At 70.8% G+C, this 19,676-nt stretch carries 16 protein-coding genes; 9 read left to right on the top strand and 7 right to left on the bottom strand.

Annotation, left to right across the window (positions count from 1 at the left end):
• The first annotated feature begins 51 nt into the window (after positions 1–51).
• Entirely contained in the window at positions 52–810 is a 759-nt protein-coding gene (locus tag CPZ01_RS05975) for an HFX_2341 family transcriptional regulator domain-containing protein (protein ID WP_096393890.1), read from the top strand.
• Between the two features lie 77 nt (positions 811–887).
• On the opposite strand, the gene CPZ01_RS05970 is transcribed toward CPZ01_RS05975, so the two are convergent.
• From CPZ01_RS05970 to CPZ01_RS05960, 4 genes are all read right to left on the bottom strand, one after another.
• Positions 888–2,132: an RNA-guided endonuclease InsQ/TnpB family protein gene (locus CPZ01_RS05970; protein ID WP_096393889.1), complete on the bottom strand. Its 1,245-nt coding sequence runs from the start codon at positions 2,130–2,132 to the stop codon at positions 888–890.
• A gap of 412 nt (positions 2,133–2,544) precedes the next feature.
• Entirely contained in the window at positions 2,545–2,718 is a 174-nt protein-coding gene (locus CPZ01_RS15375; protein ID WP_162832650.1) for a hypothetical protein, read from the bottom strand.
• A gap of 602 nt (positions 2,719–3,320) precedes the next feature.
• Positions 3,321–4,373 (bottom strand): zinc-dependent alcohol dehydrogenase family protein, encoded by a 1,053-nt coding sequence (locus CPZ01_RS05965; RefSeq protein ID WP_096393888.1) that lies wholly within the window; start codon positions 4,371–4,373, stop codon positions 3,321–3,323.
• Positions 4,374–4,426: 53 nt separating this feature from the next.
• Entirely contained in the window at positions 4,427–5,512 is a 1,086-nt protein-coding gene (locus CPZ01_RS05960) for a sulfite exporter TauE/SafE family protein (protein ID WP_096393887.1), read from the bottom strand.
• A 366-nt stretch (positions 5,513–5,878) separates the two neighbouring features.
• On the opposite strand from CPZ01_RS05960, the gene CPZ01_RS05955 reads away from it, so the two are divergent.
• The 4 genes from CPZ01_RS05955 to CPZ01_RS05940 all read left to right on the top strand — a co-directional run bounded on the left by CPZ01_RS05955 (position 5,879) and on the right by CPZ01_RS05940 (position 12,235).
• Complete coding sequence (locus tag CPZ01_RS05955) at positions 5,879–8,341, top strand: type II/IV secretion system ATPase subunit (protein WP_096393886.1); 2,463 nt, start codon at positions 5,879–5,881, stop codon at positions 8,339–8,341.
• Positions 8,338–10,350 (top strand): type II secretion system F family protein, encoded by a 2,013-nt coding sequence (locus CPZ01_RS05950; protein WP_096393885.1) that lies wholly within the window; start codon positions 8,338–8,340, stop codon positions 10,348–10,350. The genes CPZ01_RS05955 and CPZ01_RS05950 overlap by 4 nt, the downstream gene beginning before the upstream one ends.
• Before the next feature lie 73 nt (positions 10,351–10,423).
• On the top strand, positions 10,424–11,107 hold the full coding sequence (locus CPZ01_RS05945; protein WP_096393884.1) for a hypothetical protein: 684 nt from the start codon (positions 10,424–10,426) through the stop codon (positions 11,105–11,107).
• Between the two features lie 432 nt (positions 11,108–11,539).
• A complete protein-coding gene (locus CPZ01_RS05940) occupies positions 11,540–12,235 on the top strand; it encodes a CRISPR-associated protein Cas4 (protein ID WP_096393883.1) in 696 nt (231 codons plus the stop codon).
• 49 nt (positions 12,236–12,284) lie between these two features.
• On the opposite strand, the gene CPZ01_RS05935 is transcribed toward CPZ01_RS05940, so the two are convergent.
• Positions 12,285–12,773 (bottom strand): cupin domain-containing protein, encoded by a 489-nt coding sequence (locus CPZ01_RS05935; protein ID WP_096393882.1) that lies wholly within the window; start codon positions 12,771–12,773, stop codon positions 12,285–12,287.
• Positions 12,774–13,068: 295 nt separating this feature from the next.
• On the opposite strand from CPZ01_RS05935, the gene CPZ01_RS05930 reads away from it, so the two are divergent.
• Together CPZ01_RS05930 and CPZ01_RS05925 are read left to right on the top strand one after the other, a co-directional pair.
• Entirely contained in the window at positions 13,069–14,643 is a 1,575-nt protein-coding gene (locus CPZ01_RS05930; protein ID WP_096393881.1) for an alpha-isopropylmalate synthase regulatory domain-containing protein, read from the top strand.
• A gap of 50 nt (positions 14,644–14,693) precedes the next feature.
• Entirely contained in the window at positions 14,694–15,005 is a 312-nt protein-coding gene (locus tag CPZ01_RS05925) for a hypothetical protein (protein WP_096393880.1), read from the top strand.
• A 30-nt stretch (positions 15,006–15,035) separates the two neighbouring features.
• On the opposite strand, the gene CPZ01_RS05920 is transcribed toward CPZ01_RS05925, so the two are convergent.
• The gene (locus tag CPZ01_RS05920) at positions 15,036–16,466 is read right to left on the bottom strand and encodes an MATE family efflux transporter (protein WP_096393879.1); all 1,431 of its coding nucleotides are present in this window, start codon (positions 16,464–16,466) and stop codon (positions 15,036–15,038) included.
• Between the two features lie 185 nt (positions 16,467–16,651).
• On the opposite strand from CPZ01_RS05920, the gene CPZ01_RS05915 reads away from it, so the two are divergent.
• Complete coding sequence (locus tag CPZ01_RS05915) at positions 16,652–17,059, top strand: gamma-glutamylcyclotransferase family protein (RefSeq protein WP_096393878.1); 408 nt, start codon at positions 16,652–16,654, stop codon at positions 17,057–17,059.
• Positions 17,060–17,341: 282 nt separating this feature from the next.
• On the top strand, positions 17,342–18,553 hold the full coding sequence (gene ilvA, locus CPZ01_RS05910) for a threonine ammonia-lyase (RefSeq protein WP_096393877.1): 1,212 nt from the start codon (positions 17,342–17,344) through the stop codon (positions 18,551–18,553).
• Positions 18,554–18,979: 426 nt separating this feature from the next.
• On the opposite strand, the gene CPZ01_RS05905 is transcribed toward ilvA, so the two are convergent.
• On the bottom strand, positions 18,980–19,543 hold the full coding sequence (locus CPZ01_RS05905; RefSeq protein WP_096393876.1) for a hypothetical protein: 564 nt from the start codon (positions 19,541–19,543) through the stop codon (positions 18,980–18,982).
• Between the last annotated feature and the right edge of the window lie 133 nt (positions 19,544–19,676).

Genomic DNA, 19,676 nt, shown 5'->3' with positions numbered 1-19,676 from the left:
AACGACAATGTGATCATAATCGTCAATATCGTCCCGATAATCAGCTGATATATGAACGATCTCGACGTGCCGAAACGTGTCCATATCGTTCCGCTGGGATACGAATTGGACCGGATCGTCCGTCCGGTCGTCGACGGGAACGCCGACGAGGTGATCCTCCTCGAACCCGACGCCGACAAAGAGGGCGTCGACCGACCGTCATACCACGAGACGGCCCGTCAACGCGTTCGAGACGAAGGGATTCGGACCGAGACCGTCGAGTGCGACATCTTCAATCTCTTCAGTTCGCTCGGGACGATCGCCGAGATCTCGAACCGTCTCCGTGACCACAACGTCTACGTGAACCTCGCGTCGGGGTCGAAGGTGACCGCGATCGGCGGGATGATCGCCTGTATGGTCACCGGCGCGATCCCGTACTACGTCCACGCGGAGGAGTACGCGGGCGGCGAGGAGCGACCGGTGGCCTCGGGCGCGAAGCCACCGGAGACACTCCCGAAGTACCCGATCGAGGAGCCGAACGCCGAACGCGTCGCCGTCCTCGCGTACGTCGAACGGAACCAGCCCGTCACCAAGAGAGAGCTCATCGACTACGGCCGCCGGGAAGGCCTCCCTTTCGTCGAGCGCTACGACACCGATGGGGTTCAGAACCCGAAACGCGGGTACTACCGGCGGCTCAACACGCACGTCGTCGAGCCGCTTGAGAGCCGCGGGTTCCTCGAGGTCGAGAAACACTCCAAGTACCAATACCTTTCCGTCACCGAGAGCGGATCGAACCACCTGCGCGCGTTCCGCTACCTGCTCCGCGAGTAAACTACCCTACCCTACTTCGCTCGCCCCATACGGGGTTCGCTCGTTGAGGGTAGGGCTTTGATGTGGACTCCCAGCGCTCAGTCGCCAGCAATGGACTGGTGACTCTTGCCGTTCAACGTCCCACCATTTACACGCACGTCTACTGGTGCGTCTCCGCTCCCCGACTTGGGCGAGGAGCGGAGTCTGTGTTTCCGCTTTCGGGCATACCGTACCCCGATATTCTTCGCCGCGTTGTAATCCGCGTTGACCTCATAGCCGCATTTCTGGCACTCGAAGTGTTCGCCGTCACGGTTCGCTTCGTGCGTGAACCCACAATCCGTCCGAGAACAGCGCTGGGACGTGTGGTTCGGCTCGACTTGCTCCACGGAGACGCCCTGCTCTGGTGCCTTGTAGGAGACGTACTCGGACAGGCGTCGGAACGCCCACACGTGGTGCCATTTCGCCTGCGGGAGCCGCTCGCGGATGTCGGTTAACTCCTCGAACACGATTACGTCGCAGTCGTGTTCGATGGCTTCCGAAACGAGCTCATTGGCAACCGTGTGGATGTACTGCTTCCGCCACGCTTCTTCGCGCTTTCCGAGGCGAAGCAGGGCGTTGTGCGCGGGTTGCGTCCCGCGCTGTTGCATCTCACCACGCCGCTTCTCGAATTCACGGCACCAGTGATCGTATTCGTCGCCCTGCCAGAACGTGCCGGTCGAAGCGACTGCGAGGCTGTTGACGCCGAGGTCGATACCGAGGACTGTTTGGTGCTCGGTATCTTCCGAAACCTCGGATTCGTCGGTATCGTACTTCCGCGTCGTGATGTGGAAATAGAACTCGTCAGTTGCCTTGTCGTATTGCAGTGTGCTCGCCCGGAACTCGTAGTCCTCCGAGAGAACGTACTGTTCGTAGGGAGTCGGGCTATCCGCCGGAAGTTCAAAGTCGCACTCGACGCGCCCGTTGACGGTCGAAAGAGACACACGGTCGCGGTAGAACGTCGCGCTTCGCTTGTCGTAGACCATGCTCCACGACGTGAACTCCGGCTGGCTCACCCGCTTGCCCTGTTTCCACCGTTCGACGCATCCTTTCGTCGCTTGGACGGCACGACGGATAGCCGCTTGAACGAGGTTCGCAGTAAGATCAGTTTCCTCTCGTAGTTGTTCGTAGAGCGCGTCCCGTGCGGTCGAGTTCGCCGTAACGCAGTTGGCGTAGGAGTCGTCGTCCCAACAGAATTCAGCGGCACGATTCGCACAGTGAAGGAACTGTCGCGCGGATTCGTGGAGGTCGTCGTACCGCTTGTCGGGAACAACAAGTTTGACCGGCGCAGTTCGACGCACCTCCATGTTTCAGATTACTATCTAACGGTACTTATTTATTGGGGAGTCAGGTAGCTACCGTCGTGCGGTTGCGTCGTGCGTTGTCGGTTTCCTCTCCGACCTACTCGCTCGCTGCTCTCGCTCCTTGAGGTCGGAGGCTCCACCTCGAATCATGCTGAGCCGAACCCCGATCGATGAGTCACCTCCGCGATCTATCACGAATCCGACACCCCGGGCTGCCCGAGCATACGCGTTCGGGGTAGGGCGTGCGAACCAGTAGCCCGCCCTGAACAGCACGACCCCGGCAGCGAATCCGTACAGCACGGCCAGCGGCCCGAAAATGAGTGCGATGGGGCCGACGGCGGGCGGCGCGGCCGCTCACGGAACAGCGACACGCGATAGAAAGTCGGGGTTCGAGGCGGGGTCGTCCCCGACCGCGTCAGTCGTCGGCCGGGGCGCGCGGCTCCGCCGGGGGCTCGGGCTCCTCCGTCTCGTCCGCCGGCTCGTCGACCGCGTCGACGTCGGGCGCTTCGTCGAGCTCGTCCGCCTCCTCGGACCGGTGACGCGCCTTGACCTCCGTCCACGTGCGCGCCTCGTCGTAATGGTGGCACATGACAACGGATGACAATGACTTGGGAGTACTAAAGGTTACGCCGATACCGTCGGAAACGAACGTTTGAGCGGATCTGTCTGCGGTGCGTCCGAATGCCCATCGGCGGCTACTGGCCCGGCGACGGCTGCGGAATCCACGACCGCCCCTTATAAATGAGCGACTACACCTCGGCGACGAACACGGCCAAATCTCCAGCCGTTCGCTTATAAATGGGCGTTTGTGGATCGACGGCCAACACCGCCAAAGCCCCAGTCCTTTACTTATAAATGGGCGGCTGTGTCTCGACGGCGGAGACCTCCAAAGCCCCAGCCGCGAGGGCTCGCGTGACTCGCTGCGCTCCTCGGTCGCTACGCTCCCTGCGGTGCTTGCGTCGTCAGGCTTCGCCCTCGCGGCTGCCCCTTTGAGACCCGCCCCGCACGGCACCCGCACCTCACGCCTCCCCAGCCTCGCGGTTCGCTCGGGCTCCCTGCGGTCGCCTCTCGCTCACCGCGTCCCTCGCGCGTGCTCCTCGCGGCCGCCGAGGGCGGTCGCTCGCAGGCACGCGCCACCGCTTAAAAACCGAGTCGAGCAGACGTAGATCGAAGATCCGGTTTCGCGGCCGCCTACGCGTCGCCGTGCGGCTTCACCAGCACCTTGATCGCCTCGCGCTCGTCCATCATCCGGTACCCCTCGGCGACGTCGTCGAGGCCGACCGTCTCGGTGAAGACCGGCGCGGGGTCGAGCGTCCCCTGGAGCACGTCGTCCATCAGCTCCTCGGCGTAGGCGCGGACGGGGGCGACCCCGCCCGCGAGGGTGACGTTCTTGCCGAACATGCCGAACACGTCGAGGCCCTCCTCCTCGACGCCGTAGGGGACGCCGACGTACCCGATCGTGCCGCCGGGGCGGACGGCGTCGATCGCGGTGTTCATCGCGCTCGCGGCGCCGACGCACTCCATCACGTGGTTCGGGCCGCCGTAGGTGAGCTCTCGGATGCGCTCGACCGCGGCCTCCCCGCGCTCGGAGACGGTCTCCGTGGCGCCGAACTCCTCGGCGAGTTCGAGGCGGTCCTCGTGGTGGCCGACCGCGACGATCCGTTCGGCGCCGAGCCGCCGGGCCGCGAGGACGCCGCAGAGCCCGACCGCGCCGTCGCCGATCACCGCGACCGTCGAGCCCGCCTCCACGCCCGCGCTGACCGCGGCGTGGTGGCCGGTGCCCAGCACGTCGGTCAGCGGGAGCAGCGAGCGGAGCGTCTCCTCGTCGTCCGCGTGGCGGTCGGGCACGCGCACGAGCGTGCCGTCGGCGTGCGTCGAGCGGACGTACTCGCCCTGCCCCCCGCCGTTGTCGCCGCCCCACGAGTCGCCGTTCTCGCAGGAGGTGTGGAGCCCCTTCCGACAGAACTCACACTCGCCGCAGGAGATAGCGAAGGGGGCGAGCACGCGGTCGCCGGGGCTGACGGAGGTCACGTCGTCGCCGACTTCCTCGACGATCCCCATCGGCTCGTGGCCGACCGGCGAGCCCGCGTCGCGGTCGCTGTCGCCGCGGTAGAACCAGAGGTCGGAGCCGCAGATCGCGGTGTGGGTGACGCGGACGATCGCGTCCGTCGGCGCCTCCACCTCGGGGCGGGGCCGCTCTTCGACGCCTATCTCGCCGGGACCGTTGAAAACGGCTGCGCGCATACCGTCGGTGCGGCGCGAACGCACAAAAGCGCGGCGTCAGCGAGCCCGGCGGCTCAGATCCCGCCGCCCGCCATCGCGAACAGCGCGACGGCGATGACCGCGAACAGCCCGCCCACGCCCGCCTTGATCGTCCCGGTGTCGAGCGCGGTCGAGACGTACGGCGCGATCTGGCCGCCGAGCGTCGCCGCCGGGACCGTCCAGACGACCATGTTCCACGGCGTCGTCGCCAGGTCGATAGAGTGGCCGCCGACCAGGCCGCCGCCGAACACGTGGACGACGGAGGCGAGCACGGCGGTGGTCGCGACGACGATGTGGTTCGTGCCGATGGCGACGCGGACCGGGACCTGCGTGCGGAGCATCGAGATGATCCCGAGCTCGCCGATCCCGAAGCCGGCGAGCCCCTGGAACACCCCGCCGACGCTGTAGTTGAGGAACCGTTCGAGGTAGCCGCCCCGGGAGTACGTGTAGTCGTCGCCGTCGCGGTCGACCCGAGTCACCGTGCCGGAGTCGTCCGTCTCGACGCCCGCTGGCCCGAGTTTGTCCGCGTCGTCAGGGAGGCCCCGTGAGGATCCGCCGTCCGTCGCGATCCCGTCGCCGCCCCCGCCCCCGGTCGGCTCGTCGTGGCCGAGGTTGGCCTTGAACAGCAGGTACGACGCCGAGAGCAGCGCGATCCCCAACAGCGCGTGGAACAGGGGTTCGGGGATGACGAAGGAGAGGAGCGCCCCGCCGACCACGAAGGGGATACCCCCCAACACGAGCGACAGCGAGAGCCGCCGGTCGACGAGCCCGTACTGGATGAAGGCGAGCGACGAGCTCGACAGGCCGAACGACTCGCTGATGAGCCCGATCTTCACCAGCGTCGTCGGCTCCAGGGGATACGCGACGAGCGGGAAGACGAAGATGAGGAACGGCACGAACAGCGCCGACCCGCTGATCCCGACGGTGTTGACGATGGTGGCGCCGATGGCGAACGCGATGAACAGCCACCAGTACTCGGTCCAGTACTCGACGCCGGCGTCGGCCGGCGTCGGTGCGAAGGCGTACACCCCCGCCACGAACAGGACGGGAGCGAGGAACACGAAGACGTGCTGATAGCGCAGGAAGGCACGCTGGACGCCGCTCGACAGTGAGCTACTCATTGAGTCGTGGAACGCGAATTACGTGGGATATTATAAATGCGTTTCCACACATCACGATCGTTATGAACGATCGTCAACGTCACAGGGTCGGCCGTAGAGTCCGTCATAGCGGCGAAATACGTGCGGCCGTAGAACGTTTTCGCGATCCGAAATGAACGTTCTATGATAGAAAGAAACGGTTAAACGGCGGCATCGGTCACCCGCGGATCGAACGATGACGCGGGTACTCGGAACCGCAGCGCGCGGCGGCTCGGGAACGACGACGCGCCGGACGAACGCGAGAGGTGCGATCCGGCTGACGGACGCGCCGAGCGCGCGGCGACGAGAGCCGACGGCGGCGACTCGGCGGACACGGGGGACGGCGTCGTGAGCGACGGCGCGACCCTCCGGATCGTCGACGAGCCCGACGACGATCCGGGCGGCGCGGTCCCCGCACCGGTGCCGCCGGGCGACCCGGAGGCGTGGTACGCGCCGGACGTCCGGGCGCAGTACGAGGCGGCGCCCGGCGTGGTGGCGACCGTCCGCGAGCGCGACGGCGGCCGGTTCGGCTACGACGTCCGCGAGCCGCCGCTGTCGGCGGCCGACGAGGCGGCGCTCGACCGCGTCCGCGACCGCTTCTCCGCGGTGCGTCACCGCCGCCCGCTCACGCGGGTCGGCGTCGTCGAGCGCGCCGAGCGGGGGTTCGATCCGAAGTACGCGACGGCGATCGACCGGCTGGTCGACGCGAGCGCGGCCGCGCGCCGCCGGGTCGACTACCACGCGCTGCGGGAGTTCCGGCTGCTCGGCGAGCTCACGCCGGTCGCCTTGGACGACCGGATCGAGGTCGCCGACGTGGGCGACGACCGCGAGCTGGTCGTCCACACCGAGACGTTCGCGCCGCTGGAGACCGGCATCGACGCCGACGCCGACTACGTCGAGCGGGTGGCCGCCGAGCGGCTCGCGCAGTACGCCGTCGAGTTCGCCGGCATCGGGATCGAGGTGGTCGTCTACCGCGAGCGGCTGCTCGGCTCCGACGCGTTCGAGACGAAGTACGCCGTGCTGGAGCCCGACCTGCTCCCGGGCGACGAGGAGCTCATCGAGGAGTGCAAGTCGCGGATCTGGGAGACGACAGTGAGCGACGTGATCGAGGACCGCGAGTCGTTCGTCGCCGCCCGCGCCCGGCGGTTCCTCTCGCGGCGGCTGACGGCGCGCAACACCCGCGCGTGGCTCGACGCCGCGCTCCACCGGGCGCGGGCCGCGCTCGCGGACCGCGGGCTCGCCGCGCCGCCGGTCGACTCGCGGTTCGCCCGCGACCGCCTCGACGACCTCGCCTACTACGTCCTGCGCGACTTCGTCGGCGAGGGGATCCTCACGGTGCCGATCCGCGACCCCCACCTGGAGGACGTGGAGGCGAACCGCGTCGGCGAGCGCGTGAAGGTCGTCCCCCGCGCCTCGGTGCTCGCGGGGGCGGCGGACGGGGAGCGCGGCTTCGACGCCGACGGGCAACACGGCTTCGACGCCGACGGGGGACACGGCTTCGACGCCGACGACGCCCCCGAGGCCGGCACCCGCGTCCCGACGAACCTCGCGTTCGACGAGGAAACGACGTTCGTCGACGTCGTCACGGGGATCGCCGCTCGCGACGGGACGGAACTCAACGCCTCGACGCCCTCCGCGAAGGTGAACCTCGAACTCGACGGCGTCCCCCAGACCATCCGGTGTGCGGTGGCGCTGCCCGTCATCTCCGAGGGCGGCCCGCACGTCTCGATCCGGAAGCAGCGCGCGGACGCGCTCACCCCGGTGGACCTGGTCGAGCGCGGCACCCTGTCGGTGGAGCTGGTGACGCTGCTGTGGCTCCTGTACGAACACCGCGGCGTCGTCCTCTTCGCGGGCCCGACCGGCGTCGGGAAGACGACGCTGCTCAACGCCCACGCCCCCTTCATCCCCTTCGACGCCCGCCCCGTATCCGTCGACGAGGGGTCCCGAGAGGTCCGCTTACCCCACGAGACGGGCGTCTCGCTCACCACCCGCGACCACGAGGACGCCTACAAGTCGGTAGGGATGGCGGAGCTGATGACCGAGGCGAATTATCTCAATCCCGACGTGGAGGTCATCGCCGAGATCAACACGCCCGAGAGCTTCGAGACCTTCGCCGAGAGCCTGAACACGGGTCACGGCGTGATCGGCACGACGCACGCGGAGGACGTCGAGGCGCTCGCCAACCGCCTGCGCGAGCGGGAGCTGCCCGCCCGGCTGCTGCGCGAGGTCGACCTCGTCGTCTTCCCCCGACAGGTCGACGGCGAGCGCTACGTCTCCCGGGCGATCGAACCCCTCTCCGAGGCCGCGTACGACGGCCTCGACCCGGAGGCGACGCGGAGCCCGACCGGCGACCCGAAGCGCGGCGGCGCGGGCGTCGTCGAGGCCGGCGGCGAGTCGGTCCGCTTCAACACGGTCGCCTGGCGCGACGGCGACGGGGAGTTCCGGTTCCCCGGCGCGCCGGGCGGCGACGCGGACGAGGGGGTTTCGAGGGCGGGCGCGGCCGGGACGAGCGACGCTCCGGGCGGCGGACGCGGCGCCGGCCCGCGGTTCCGGGTCTTCGACCGGATCGCCAACCGGACCGACCGCGACCGCGAGGCGGTCGCCGCCGAGTTCGAGTCGAAGCGGCGGTACGTGGAGTACCTCGTGCGCGACGGCGTCGACGACCCCGAGGCGCTGTTCGAGTTCCTCGCCGACCTCCGAACCGACGAGGCGGCGACGGTCGAGCGCGCCGCCCGGACGATGGACCGCGGGACCGCGGACCGCGACGGCGACGGGGACCGGGACGAACCCGCGGACCGGGGGCGGCCGTGAGCCGGCGAGGGACGACCGGGGCGGTCGCCGGGAGCCGTGACGCCGAGGACGGATCCGCGGACGACGCGCTCGCGGCGGGCGGCCGGCTGGCGGTCGTCGACCGCGTCTGCTACGCGCTGTTCGCGCGCCACGCGAGCGACCGGCGGCACGACGCCGACCGGAAGCGGTACCGCGGCACCGCGCTCGACACCGGGTTCGAGACGTACCTCGCGCGGGCGTACGGCCTCTCGTGGGTCGTCGCGGCCGCCGCCTTCTTCCCCGCGCTGGTCGTCGCCGCGGGCGCCGCGCCGGCGGTCGCGGCCGCGGTCGAGGCGCGGTTCGGCGCGGCGCTGCTCTCGGCCGGGTCGACCGCGGCGCCCGCGCCGACGCCGGACTCCGTGGGGCCGCTCCGCACGGGTCACGCCGCGCTGCTCGTCGCCCTCGCGGTCGCGCTCCTCGCGAAGCGCGCGACGGTGGCGGTCGCCGGCCTCGGCCTCCGCTGGGTGGTCGCGACGCGGCGGACGGACATCGAGCGCACCCTCCCCGGGGCGGTGCGGTACCTCGACCTGCTCTCCTCGGGGAGCGACGGGCCGCGGGCGATGCTCCGCAAGGCGGCCGACGGCGACGCGTACGGCGCCACCGCCACCTCGCTGCGGAAGGCGCTCAACGCCGCCCGGCTCGCGGGCAGCCTCGACGAGGGGCTCCGGCGCGTGGCGCGGGACACGCCCTCGCGGGAGCTGCTCGCCCCCTTCCTCCTGAAGTTCCGGAAGCGCGCCGCGGCCGGCGACGAGGCGCTCTCGGAGTTCCTCGCGACCGAGCGCCGCATGCTCTCGCACCGGCAGGACCGCGCCCGGAAGCGCGCGCGTCGGTTCCTCGAACTGCTGACGGAGCTGTTCGTCGCCGTGCTGGTGTTGCCGGCGCTGCTCGTCATCGGCGCGACCGCGCTGTCGGTCGTGATCCCGGAGCTGCTCCCGCCGGTCGCAACGCCGGTCGGCGTGGTGCCGACGCGGGCGGTGGTGCTGTACGGCGCCGTCGCGTTCCTCGTCGCCTTCGGGCTCGCGGCCGCGGTCGCGGTCGGCACGCTCCGCCCGCCGAGCCAGCGCGCGAGCTACGAGCTTCCGACGGGCCCGCGGGCGGTCCTCGCGACCGCCGGGCGCAACCCCGCGAGCACGGCGGTCGTCGCCGCGGCGCCGGCCGTCGCGCTCGTGGCCTGGCTCGCGCTCGCGGAGTACACGCTCGTCAACGTCGCGCTCGTCGGCTACGCCGCCTTCGCGGTGCCGGTCGGGCTGGTCGCCGCGCGGCGCACCCGGATCGACGACGCGAAGGACCGCGAGCTGGCCGACTTCGTCCACGCCGTCTCGGGCCACGTCGCGCAGGGGCGCCCGCTCGAAGCCGCGGTGGCGGCCGTCGCGCGCGACGCCGACCTCGGCGTCCTCGACGACGACGTGACCGACCTCGCGTTCGCGCTGCGCTCGACGACGGCGCCCGAGGGGGCGGTCGAGGATGGGTCCGGCTCCGCCGGGGAGTCGGGCGCGGTCGACGTCCGCGCGGCCGCCATCGAGCGGTTCGTCGACCGCGTCGACACGCCGCTGGCCGCGCGGACGCTCGGGCTCGTCACGGGCGCGCTCGACGCCGGGGGCGACGCCGACGCGGTCTTCGAGACGCTCCGGATCGAGGTCGGCCGGCTGTACAGCGAGCAGCGCGCGCTCCGCTCGTCGATGCAGCCGTACATCGCGGTCGGCTGGGCCGCGGCGGTCCTCGTCGCCGGCGTCGTCGCGGTCGTGAACACGCAGGTGGTCGACGCCGCGCGGCTCGCCGAGATCGCCGCCGCCTCGGAGGCGGTGACCGAGCCGGAGGGCGTGTATCCGGAGTTAGAGCGCTTCCGGCTGTACGTCGTCACGCAGGCGACGGTGCTGGCGTCCGGGTGGTTCGCCGGCACCGCCGCGCGGGGGCGATATGCGGCCTTGCTTCACTCGGGCGCGCTGGTGGCGTGCTGTTACGTAGTGTTTACTGTGGGCGGGCTGGTGTGAGGTCGCAACGCCGGCGGTGGGGGCGCCGCGTCGACACGACCCTTTTCTACCGCGCCCGCGTAGATCGACTCCCATGGACGAGAAGACCGCCGACCTCCGCGACCTGTTCGTCGACGCCACCGGCTCGGAGACGGTCACCGAACGCCAAGAGGCGGAGCGGGGGACCCTCGTCGACCGCGACGACGAGGCGGTCGACGACGCGGTCCGCGACCTCGTCGCCGCGATGCGCGAGCGGGACGGCTTCTCGACGCCGCTCGGCGACGACGCCTACGTCCGAGTGGCGCGCGGCCGGTTCGCGGACGAGGGCGACGCGGCGATCGCGGCGGCGATCCGCGACGGGCTGGCCGACACAGACGGCGACAGCGACGTCGATCGCGACGAAATTGACGCCGAGACCGTCCGCAAGGCGCGGCTCGACCTCCACCTCGTCCGCGAGTCGGACCGGGACGTGAAGGCGGACGGGGAAGGCGACGAGGCCGACCCGCCCTTCGAGTACGCCGACCTGAAGCGGCTCACCGCGGCCGGGAACTCGATCGTCGAGTGCGCCGAGGAGCTGGACGCCGAGCCGGACGAAGTTGCCAAGTACGCCGCCGTCGCGCGGACGGACATCGCCTCCACGCGGGCGAACGACCGCTTCCGCGACGCGTTCCGCGACCTGCTCACCGACGCCGACATCGAGGGGTCGCTCGCGAGCGACGCCCGCGAGGACGGCCTCCGCGAGGCGACCGAGGACATCGAAACAGACGTGTCTTTATAAGTAGTTGATCGTGGATCGCCGATGAACGCCGCCGAAGCTCCGGTGGCTCATTTATAAACTGCTGTTTGCTGATCGGCGACGAACACCTCCAAAGCTCCAGCCGCTCGGCTATAAGCAGCTGACAGCAGATCGGCGACGAACACCTCCAAAGCCCCAGCCGCGAGGACTCGGTGCGCTCGCTGCGCTCCTCGGTCGCTCGTTTCACTCGCTCCCTGCGGTGCTTGCGTCGCGCGCCGTCGTCCTCGCGGCTGCCCCTTTGAGTCCCACCCGACCGCACAGCGACCGCACCTCACACCTCCCCAGCCTCGTCGGCCTCCCTGCGGTCGGCCGACTCCCTCGCGCGACGCTCCTCGCGCCCGCTGGGCGCTCGGAGGCGCGCGCCGCCGCACCGCCGTCGTTTGTTTATAAATGAAGCCGCGGCCAGCCCGCCGCGTGACCCTCGTCCCGTTCAGCGACCTGGCCCGCGCGGCGTACTGCCCCCGACAGCTCTACTACGTGCGGCGCGACGACGAGCGGAGCGTCCCGCCGAAGGCGCGCGAGCGCATCGACCTCGCGTTCCGGTACGACGAGCTGGTCGACGCGCCGGATCGGGTCCTTCGGCAACTTCCGCTCCACCGGTCGCCGACCGACTATCGCCGAAATCTGACCCGACTGCGCGAGCGCGACGAGTACGGCGACCTCGTCGACCCCGCGACCGAGCGCGGATTCCTCTCGGGCAAGGACTGCCATGGAACCGTTCACAAGGTGTTGGAGCCGGCCGCGGGCACAGAGGAACCGGACGATGCCGGGCCGTCACCGCCGCCGATTCCGACCCTCGTCTCCTCGGGCGAGCCGCCGGCAAACGGCGTGTGGGAGCCGCAGGCGGTCCGCGCGGTCGGGCTCGCGAAGGCGCTGGCGTGGGAGCGCGAACGCGAGATCGAGCGCGCCCTGGTCGAGTACCCCGCGGTCGGAGTGGTCCGCGAGGTGCGACTGACGCTCCGGAAGAAGGCGGCGTATCGAAAGGCGCTCCGCGCGGCCCGGTCGATCGACGGCCCGCCGCCGCGCGTCGACGACGACCGGTGTGACGCCTGCGACTACGCGGCCGAGTGCGGCACCCGGCGGCGGTCGCTGCGGTCGCTGCTGGGGTGAGGCGGGTGCGGTGGCGCGGCGTGGTCGTCTCGAACGCCGCGAACGAGTCTCACGGCGAGAACGACGTGCCGCACTCCGTACAGGTGAACCGGAATCGCCCCTCGTCGGTGAGTTCCGTGTCGTGGACGCGCTCGCCGCCGCAGTCGCGGCACTCGACGATCGACTCGATCTGGTCCCAGTCGTGGTGCGCGCCCGGCGCGCCGATCGCCCACGCGACCACCTCCTCGTCGGCGTCTTCGGCCACGAACCCGGACTGGAACTCGCCGGGCGCGAATCGGATCGCCTCGTCGGGGCCGACCTCGACGCGCTCGCGGTCGCGCCCGACCTCGAACGTGGCGGTACCCGAGAGCACGTAGAATATCTCCTCCTGGTCGCCGTGGGTGTGGAGCCCGCCGGAGAAGCCGTCCCCGGGCGCGAGCTCGAAGTAGTTCATCGCGACGTGGTCGGTACCGAGTGCGCGCGAGACAGGCTTTCGGAGGTCGTGGACGTCCATCGGGTTCGTGACGACGTCGACGTCGTCGATCGCGACTCGCTCCATGCGAGCCGGTCGCAGGGGAGTCCCCTAACGCTGTCGGCGGGGCGAGAGATCGTCGGCCGAAGCGGGCCGACGCCGAAGATCGCTCGGCCAAACCTGACGCGACCCGACAGTTTATCCGTGTGTACACAGTCCGCACGGGTACGAATGACGCGAGACGAACGCGTTCGTTCGGAGGATAGAGGAAGTCGCCTCACGGCGGCTGGCCGCGAAATTCTCCGGCGATAAGGACGACGGGGCACGACCGCCCCGCGGCGGCACCGACCCCGAGACCACCGCAGAGCCGACGGACCATCTTTTGACCCGAACCACACTCACCGACCTCGACGAGGTACAGCTGTTAGACACCACGCTGCGCGACGGCGAACAGATGCCCGGCGTCTCCCTGACGCCCGGCGAGAAGGTCGACGTCGCCCGCGAGCTCGACGCCGCCGGCGTCCACCTGATCGAGGCCGGCTCGGCGTGCACCTCGGAAGGCGAGCGCGAGGCGATCCGCCGCGTCGCCGACGAGGGACTGGACGCGACCGTGACGAGCTTCGCCCGCGGGGTTAAGCGGGACGTGGACCACGCGCTCGACTGCGGCGTCGACGGCGTGAACCTCGTCGTCCCCGCCTCCGACAAGCACGTCGAGACGAAGGTGGGGTCGACCCGCGACGAGGTCGTCGAGACGACGGTCGAACTCGTCGAGTACGCGAAAGACCACGGGCTGTGGGTAGAGGTGCTCGGCGAGGACGGCTCGCGCGCCGATCTCGACTACCTCGACCGCCTGCTCGGCGCCGGCCTCGACGCGGGCGCGGACCGGATCTGCTACTGCGACACCGTCGGTGCGGCCGACCCCGAGCGCACCGCCGAGGTGGTCTCCCGGCTCGCCGCCCTCGGCCCGACGAGCCTCCACACCCACGACGACCTCGGGTTCGGCCTGGCGAACGTCCACGCCGGGCTGAAGGCGGGCGCCGACACCGTCCACGGCACCGTCCTCGGCGTCGGCGAGCGCGCGGGCAACGTCGCGCTCGAAGAGGTCGCGATCGCGCTCGGCGAGTCGTACGGCGTCGATACCGTGGAGCTGGAGCGACTCTACCGGCTCTGCCGGACCGTCTCGGAGGCGACCGGCGTCGCGCTCCCGCCGAACAAGGCCGTCTGCGGCGCCAACGCCTTCGCCCACGAGTCCGGCATCCACACCGACGGGACCCTCAAGGACGGGACGATGTACGAGCCGTACCCGCCGGAGACGGTCGGGCGGGAGCGCCGGCTCGTCTTGGGCAAACACGCGGGCCGGGCCGGCGTGAAGGCCGCGCTCGCCGAGCACGACGTGGCGGTCGACGACGACGAGCTGCGCGAGGTCGTCGCCCGCGTGAAGGAGCTCGGCGAGCGCGGCAAGCGCGTCACGGACGCCGACCTGCTCGCGATCGCCGACGACGTGCGGGGCCGCGAGCGCGAGCGCCACGTCGAGCTCGTCGACCTCTCGGCGACCTCCGGGGGCAACCTCCCGACCGCCTCGGTCCGGCTCCGCGTCGGCGACGACGAGCGCGTCGCCTCCGGCACCGGCGCCGGCCCGGTCGACGCCGGGCTGGAGGCGGTCCGCGCGGCGCTCGCGGGCGACGAGTCCGACTCCGGAGCGGAGGGAGCGGCCGATCACGACGGCGTCGCGTTCGACCTCGACTCCTACCACGTCGACGCGATCACGGGGGGAACCGACGCGGTCGTCACGGTCGAGGTCGACCTCTCGCGGGGCGACCGCTCCGTGAGCGTCTCCGCGTCGGACGCGGACATCACCCGCGCGAGCGTCGTCGGGATGGTCGACGGGCTCGACCGCCTGCTCGCGGCGGAGGCGGGCGCCGCGGACGCCGAGCCGGGCGCCGTCGCCGACGACTGAGCCCGCGGCGTCTGACGAGGTTTTTACCTGATGGCGTCCGACCTCGGGGTGTGAGCGTCGTCGTCGCGATCAAACCGTCCGCGCGCAAGCGGAACGCGAAGGTGGGACGGCTCGTCTTCGAGGACGGGTCTCGCCACGCGTTCGAGAGCCGCGCGGCCGCCGAGCGCTGGGCGGACGACCTCTCGGCCGGCGACGGCCACGTCTGGGTCGCGAGCGCGCACCCCCGCGACGACGGCGACGCCGACTGTTACCTCGTCTCGCGGGCGACGAACGCGAAGCTGGAGGCCGCCTACGACAAGCGCCGCCGACGGCTCAGGGGCGACCCGGGCTCCGAGCAGGAGTCGCTCGGCGGCGAGCCCTGACCGAACGGCCCCGGCGGCGGCGAGTTGCCGCTACTCGTCCGCGGGCGGGCCGTCGCCGGACGCGGCGTCGGGCTCGGCGCCCGGCCCGGACCCGCGCGCGTCCATCATGTCCGCGGCGCGGCTCGCCCAGTCCGTGTAGCGGAAACCGGCGGCGACGAGGAGCGCCATCCACGCGTACGCCGCGGACACACCGACGTACGCGCCTTCGGGACCGAACCCCGCGGTGCGACCGAGCAGCCACGAGAGGCCTAAGAAGAGCCCGAACATGCCCGAGACGCGCGCGACGAGGGGGATCCGCGTCTCGCTGGCGCCCTGGAGCGACCCGGAGAGCGCGGAGAAGCAGGCGAGCGCGGCGCCCGCGACGCCGTACACCCGCGCGAAATCGACCGCGGACGCGATCGTCGGGGCGTCGTCGGTGAACACCGGGACGATCCGCGGCGCGGCGACGACGAGTCCGAGCCCGATCGCGCCGACCGTGAGCACGCCGAGGCTCGCAACGGCCCAGCCGTTGAACCGCGCGGCCTCCGGGTCGCCCTCGCCGAGCGCCTGCCCGACGAGGATCGACGCCGCGACGTTGTAGCCGCGCGAGAGCGGCCCGGTCACCTGCTGGTAGACGCGGCGGCCGATCTGGAAGCCGGCGTTGACCGTCTCGCCGAAGCCGAGGAGGAGCGCGTTGAAGGGGAACTCCGCGATCTCGGAGCCGAACCCCTCCAGCACGCGGGGGGCGCTCACGACGAGGAGCTGTTTGGCGATCGTGAGGTCGCGCGGCCACGCGAACTCCGCGTCGGTCCACGACCCCCAGATGGCGACGCAGAGCAGGCCGGCCGTGAGCACGTTGGCGCCCGCGGTCGCGAGGCCGACGCCGAGGACCTCCAGCCGCGGGAGGCCGAACAGGCCGAGCCCGAGGACGACCGAGCCGGCGATGTTGACGGAGTTGGCGGCGATGTTGACGTACATCGGCGTCCGGGTGTCGCCGGTCCCCTGGAGCGCGCGGGCGCCGACCAAGGCGACGTGGCGGGCCGGGGCGGTCGCGAACACGACCGCGAGGTACGTCGAGCCGAGGTCGACGACCGCGGGCGCGGTCTCCTCGCCGACGATGCGGCCGAACACGTCGATCGCGAGCTCGCCGAAGAGGAACCCGAAGAGGACGAACGGGACCCCCGCGAGCGCGCCGAGCAGGATCGCCTGCGTCACCGCCTCGTCGCGGTTCTCCGCGGCGCCGGCGCCGGTGTCCTGCGAGGAGAGCGCGATGGCGCCGCCGCCGAGGCCGAGCCCGATCCGCAGCGGGAACCGGGCGTACAGGTCCGCGAGGCCGATGGCGACGACCGCGGCCGGCGAGAACAGCGCGGTGACGAGGATGTCCGTCGTCCGCATCGCGGTGCGGAACGTCTGCTCGGCCATGACGGGCCACGCGAGCGCGAACACGCGCTTCCAGACGCGCCGCAGCCGCGGGAAGTCCATGTGACCTTCCCGACGGTCGCCCGCGGTATTGATATACCGGAGCCGGTCGGCGTCGCCGGCACTCGGCGTCGCCGGCACTCGGCGTCGCCGGCACTCGGCGTCGCGAGGGGCGATCGCACCTCCAGCCGACCGCGTCGGACCGGGAGCGCCCGAACGTTGAAGCCCGCGAGCGACCCACGGCCCCCATGGACGTCTTCGTGTACGGGACGCTGACCGAGCCGGAGCGGGTCGCCGAGGTCGTCGACTCGTACGTCTTCGTCGGCCCCGCGACGCTCGACGGCCTCCGCCTCGTCGAGGGGCGGTACCCGACGCTCGCGCCGGGCGGCGAGACGGCGGGACGGCTCCTCCGGACGGAGGCGGTCGACGCGCTCGACGCGTACGAGGACGTCGACGGCGGGCTGTACGTCCGCGAGCCCGTCCCGCTCGACGCCCCGAGCGAGTACCCCGAGACCGCCGCGGTGTACGTCGGCGACCCCGACCGCCTCGACGCGGACGCGACGTGGCCCGGATCCGGCCCGTTCGCCGACCGGGTGCGATCGGTCCTCGCCGAGCGGGACGTGCGGGTGCGGCTGACCCCCCGAGACCCCGTCTGACGGAGCGATGACGGCGCCGCAGTCGTGCGTTTTCACTTTCGCTCTGGTAGCCTCACCTTTTTGTATTCCCGTCGCCTCGTTTCACTCGCACGTCACACGCGTGCATTCCCCCCTTATCAACCGCGAGCCGCCGGGCCGTCGACCCGGATCGGCGCGACGTCGACTTGGATCGGCGCGCCGACTGACACGGCGGCCGCGACGCGACGACCGCGGCCGCTCGCCGTCGCTCCCCGGTCGGGTCCGACCGGAACCGATTAGCGGTCGGCGCGGCGACGAGGTTCCATGCTCACACTCGCCGACATCCGCGAGGCGCGCGAGCGGGTCTCGGGCGTCGCCCGGCACACGCCCTTGGAGCGGTCGCGCTCGTTCTCCGAGATGAGCGGCGCCGACCTCCACCTCAAGTTAGAGAACTTCCAGCGCACCGGCGCGTTCAAGATCCGCGGCGCGATGAACCGGATCGAGACGCTCTCCGAGGCGGAGCGGGAGGCGGGCGTCGTCACCGCGAGCGCCGGCAACCACGCGCAGGGCGTGGCGCTGGCGGCGAGCCGCGCCGGCGTCGACGCCACCGTCGTGATGCCGAAGTTCGCGCCCGTCTCGAAGGTGAAGGCCACCCGCGGGTACGGCGCGAGCGTCCGCTTAGAGGGCGTCGACTACGACGAGGCGCAGGCGTACGCGCACCGGCTGGAGCGCGAGGAGGGTCGCACCTACGTCCACGCGTTCGACGATCCCGTCGTGATGGCGGGGCAGGGGACGCTCGGCTTGGAGATCGTCGACGACTGCCCCGACCTCGACACCGTCGTCGTCCCGATCGGCGGCGGCGGGCTGATATCGGGGGTCGCGGTCGCGATCAAAGAGCAGCTCCCCGACGTCCGCGTCGTCGGCGTTCAGGCGGAGGGCGCCGCCTCGGCCGCGAAGTCGCTGGAGGCCGGCGAAGTCACGGAGATCGACAGCGTCGACACGATCGCCGACGGGATCGCGACGCGGTCGGTCGGCGAGGAGACCCTCGAAGTGATGGAAGAGTACGTCGACGAGGTCGTCACCGTCGACGACCGCGAGATCGCCTTGGCGCTCACGCTCCTCTTGGAACGCGCGAAGACGCTCGTGGAGGGCGCGGGCGCGGTCGCGCTCGCCGCCGTCCTCTCCGACGCCTTCGAGTACGACGACGGCGAGACGGTCGTCGCCGCGCTCTGCGGCGGCAACATCGACCTCAACCGCCTCGGCACCGTGATCCGCCGCGGGCTGGTCCAGATGGGCCGGTACCTCAAGATCACGATCGATTTAAAAGACCGCCCCGGCGAACTGGAGCGCGTCTCCAGCATCGTCGCGCGCACCGGCGCGAACGTGTACGCGGTCCACCACGACCGCACCTCGCGGGACGTGGCCGTCAACGCCGCCGAACTCGAACTCGAACTGGAGACCGACGACGCCGAACACGCCGCCGACATCGTCGACGCGCTCGAAGCCGAGGGGTACGAGGTGGAGATTCTGTCGTGAGGCGAGCGATCACGACGACCATTTATAAATAGAACCGCGGTGGCGCGCGCCTGCGAGCGGCCGCCCCCGGCGGCCGCGAGGAGCACGCGCGAGGGAGTCGGCCGCCCGGAGCAACGCGGAGGGCGGCCGACGAGGCTGGGGAGGCGTGAGGCTGCGGTGCCGTGCGGGGTGGGACTCAAAGGGGCAGCCGGGAGGCGGGCGCAGGCGATGCAAGCACCGCAGGAGCGAGTGAAACGGGCGACGAGGAGCGTGGTTCGAGAGAGCGAAGCTCTCTCGTCATCACGAAAGGCGCTCCGCGCCTTTCGAACGACAGCGAGCGTGCGCCCGCCTCCCGGCTGGGGCCTTGAAGTCGTTCACCGTCGATCTACGGTCAGCTATTTATAAACGAACGGCTGGGCTTTGAACTCGTTCAACGCCGGTGGAACATCAATCTCCGGACGAGTTCGCGGATTCGTCCGTCTGTTCCGGGGCCGAAACGCTTCCGCTCACGCTCGTCGAGCCGCCGAGGAGCGAGGAGTCCGAGTCGCCGCGCAGCGTCGTGACCGTCTCGCCGTCCTGTTTCACGATCAGGGTCCAGGGGTCGTCGCCCGCGGGGATCCGCATCGTACCGTTGTAGCGGACGACGCCCGAACACGACCGCGACGCGTTCCCGACCTCCTCGATCGGAACGTCGAGGACGTAGGCCGACTCGTTCAGTCGTTCGAACGTCGGGCCGCCGACGGCGTGTGAGGAACTCGGCAGCGAGACGTTTCGAGCGTACGTTATTTCCGTGTTTCTTGGGCCGGCGGCCACCGATGTCGAACCGTTGGCCGCGAACTCGTCGGGACAGCGGACGTCGTCGGTGTCGAACTGAAGCAGCGCCGGCGGCTCGCTCGCCCCGCCGAGGAGGCCGCCGGGCCCGCCCGACACGGGGCCGGCGAGGGCGACGGCGCTACCAGTTACGAACAACGCGAGCGCAGCGGCGACGACGGCCAGACCGCGTCTGTTCATCTCGTCTCGAACGACGGAGGCACCGCGGATAGTACCACGCATAACGCAAAGAGAGGTTTGCGTCACCGATCGCCTCACGGGTGCGGACGGGGCCGTCGGGGCGGCGAACCGGACGCGCCCGAAACGACGAACC

The sequence above is a fragment of the Halorubrum trapanicum genome, from assembly GCF_002355655.1.
GTDB classification, from domain to species: domain Archaea; phylum Halobacteriota; class Halobacteria; order Halobacteriales; family Haloferacaceae; genus Halorubrum; species Halorubrum trapanicum_A.
This window is presented reverse-complemented; position numbering and strand designations above follow the sequence as displayed.

What these genes read in the sequence shown, in the direction of transcription:
- CPZ01_RS05915 (WP_096393878.1), top strand. Translation starts at nt 16,652, where the DNA reads ATGGACGTCTTCGTGTACGGGACGCTGACCGAGCCGGAGCGGGTCGCC.
- CPZ01_RS05935 (WP_096393882.1), bottom strand. Translation starts at nt 12,773, where the DNA reads ATGGAGCGAGTCGCGATCGACGACGTCGACGTCGTCACGAACCCGATG.
- CPZ01_RS05975 (WP_096393890.1), top strand. Translation starts at nt 52, where the DNA reads ATGAACGATCTCGACGTGCCGAAACGTGTCCATATCGTTCCGCTGGGA.
- CPZ01_RS05960 (WP_096393887.1), bottom strand. Translation starts at nt 5,512, where the DNA reads ATGAGTAGCTCACTGTCGAGCGGCGTCCAGCGTGCCTTCCTGCGCTAT.
- CPZ01_RS05905 (WP_096393876.1), bottom strand. Translation starts at nt 19,543, where the DNA reads ATGAACAGACGCGGTCTGGCCGTCGTCGCCGCTGCGCTCGCGTTGTTC.
- CPZ01_RS05965 (WP_096393888.1), bottom strand. Translation starts at nt 4,373, where the DNA reads ATGCGCGCAGCCGTTTTCAACGGTCCCGGCGAGATAGGCGTCGAAGAG.
- ilvA (WP_096393877.1), top strand. Translation starts at nt 17,342, where the DNA reads ATGCTCACACTCGCCGACATCCGCGAGGCGCGCGAGCGGGTCTCGGGC.
- CPZ01_RS15375 (WP_162832650.1), bottom strand. Translation starts at nt 2,718, where the DNA reads ATGTGCCACCATTACGACGAGGCGCGCACGTGGACGGAGGTCAAGGCG.
- CPZ01_RS05920 (WP_096393879.1), bottom strand. Translation starts at nt 16,466, where the DNA reads ATGGACTTCCCGCGGCTGCGGCGCGTCTGGAAGCGCGTGTTCGCGCTC.
- CPZ01_RS05970 (WP_096393889.1), bottom strand. Translation starts at nt 2,132, where the DNA reads ATGGAGGTGCGTCGAACTGCGCCGGTCAAACTTGTTGTTCCCGACAAG.
- CPZ01_RS05945 (WP_096393884.1), top strand. Translation starts at nt 10,424, where the DNA reads ATGGACGAGAAGACCGCCGACCTCCGCGACCTGTTCGTCGACGCCACC.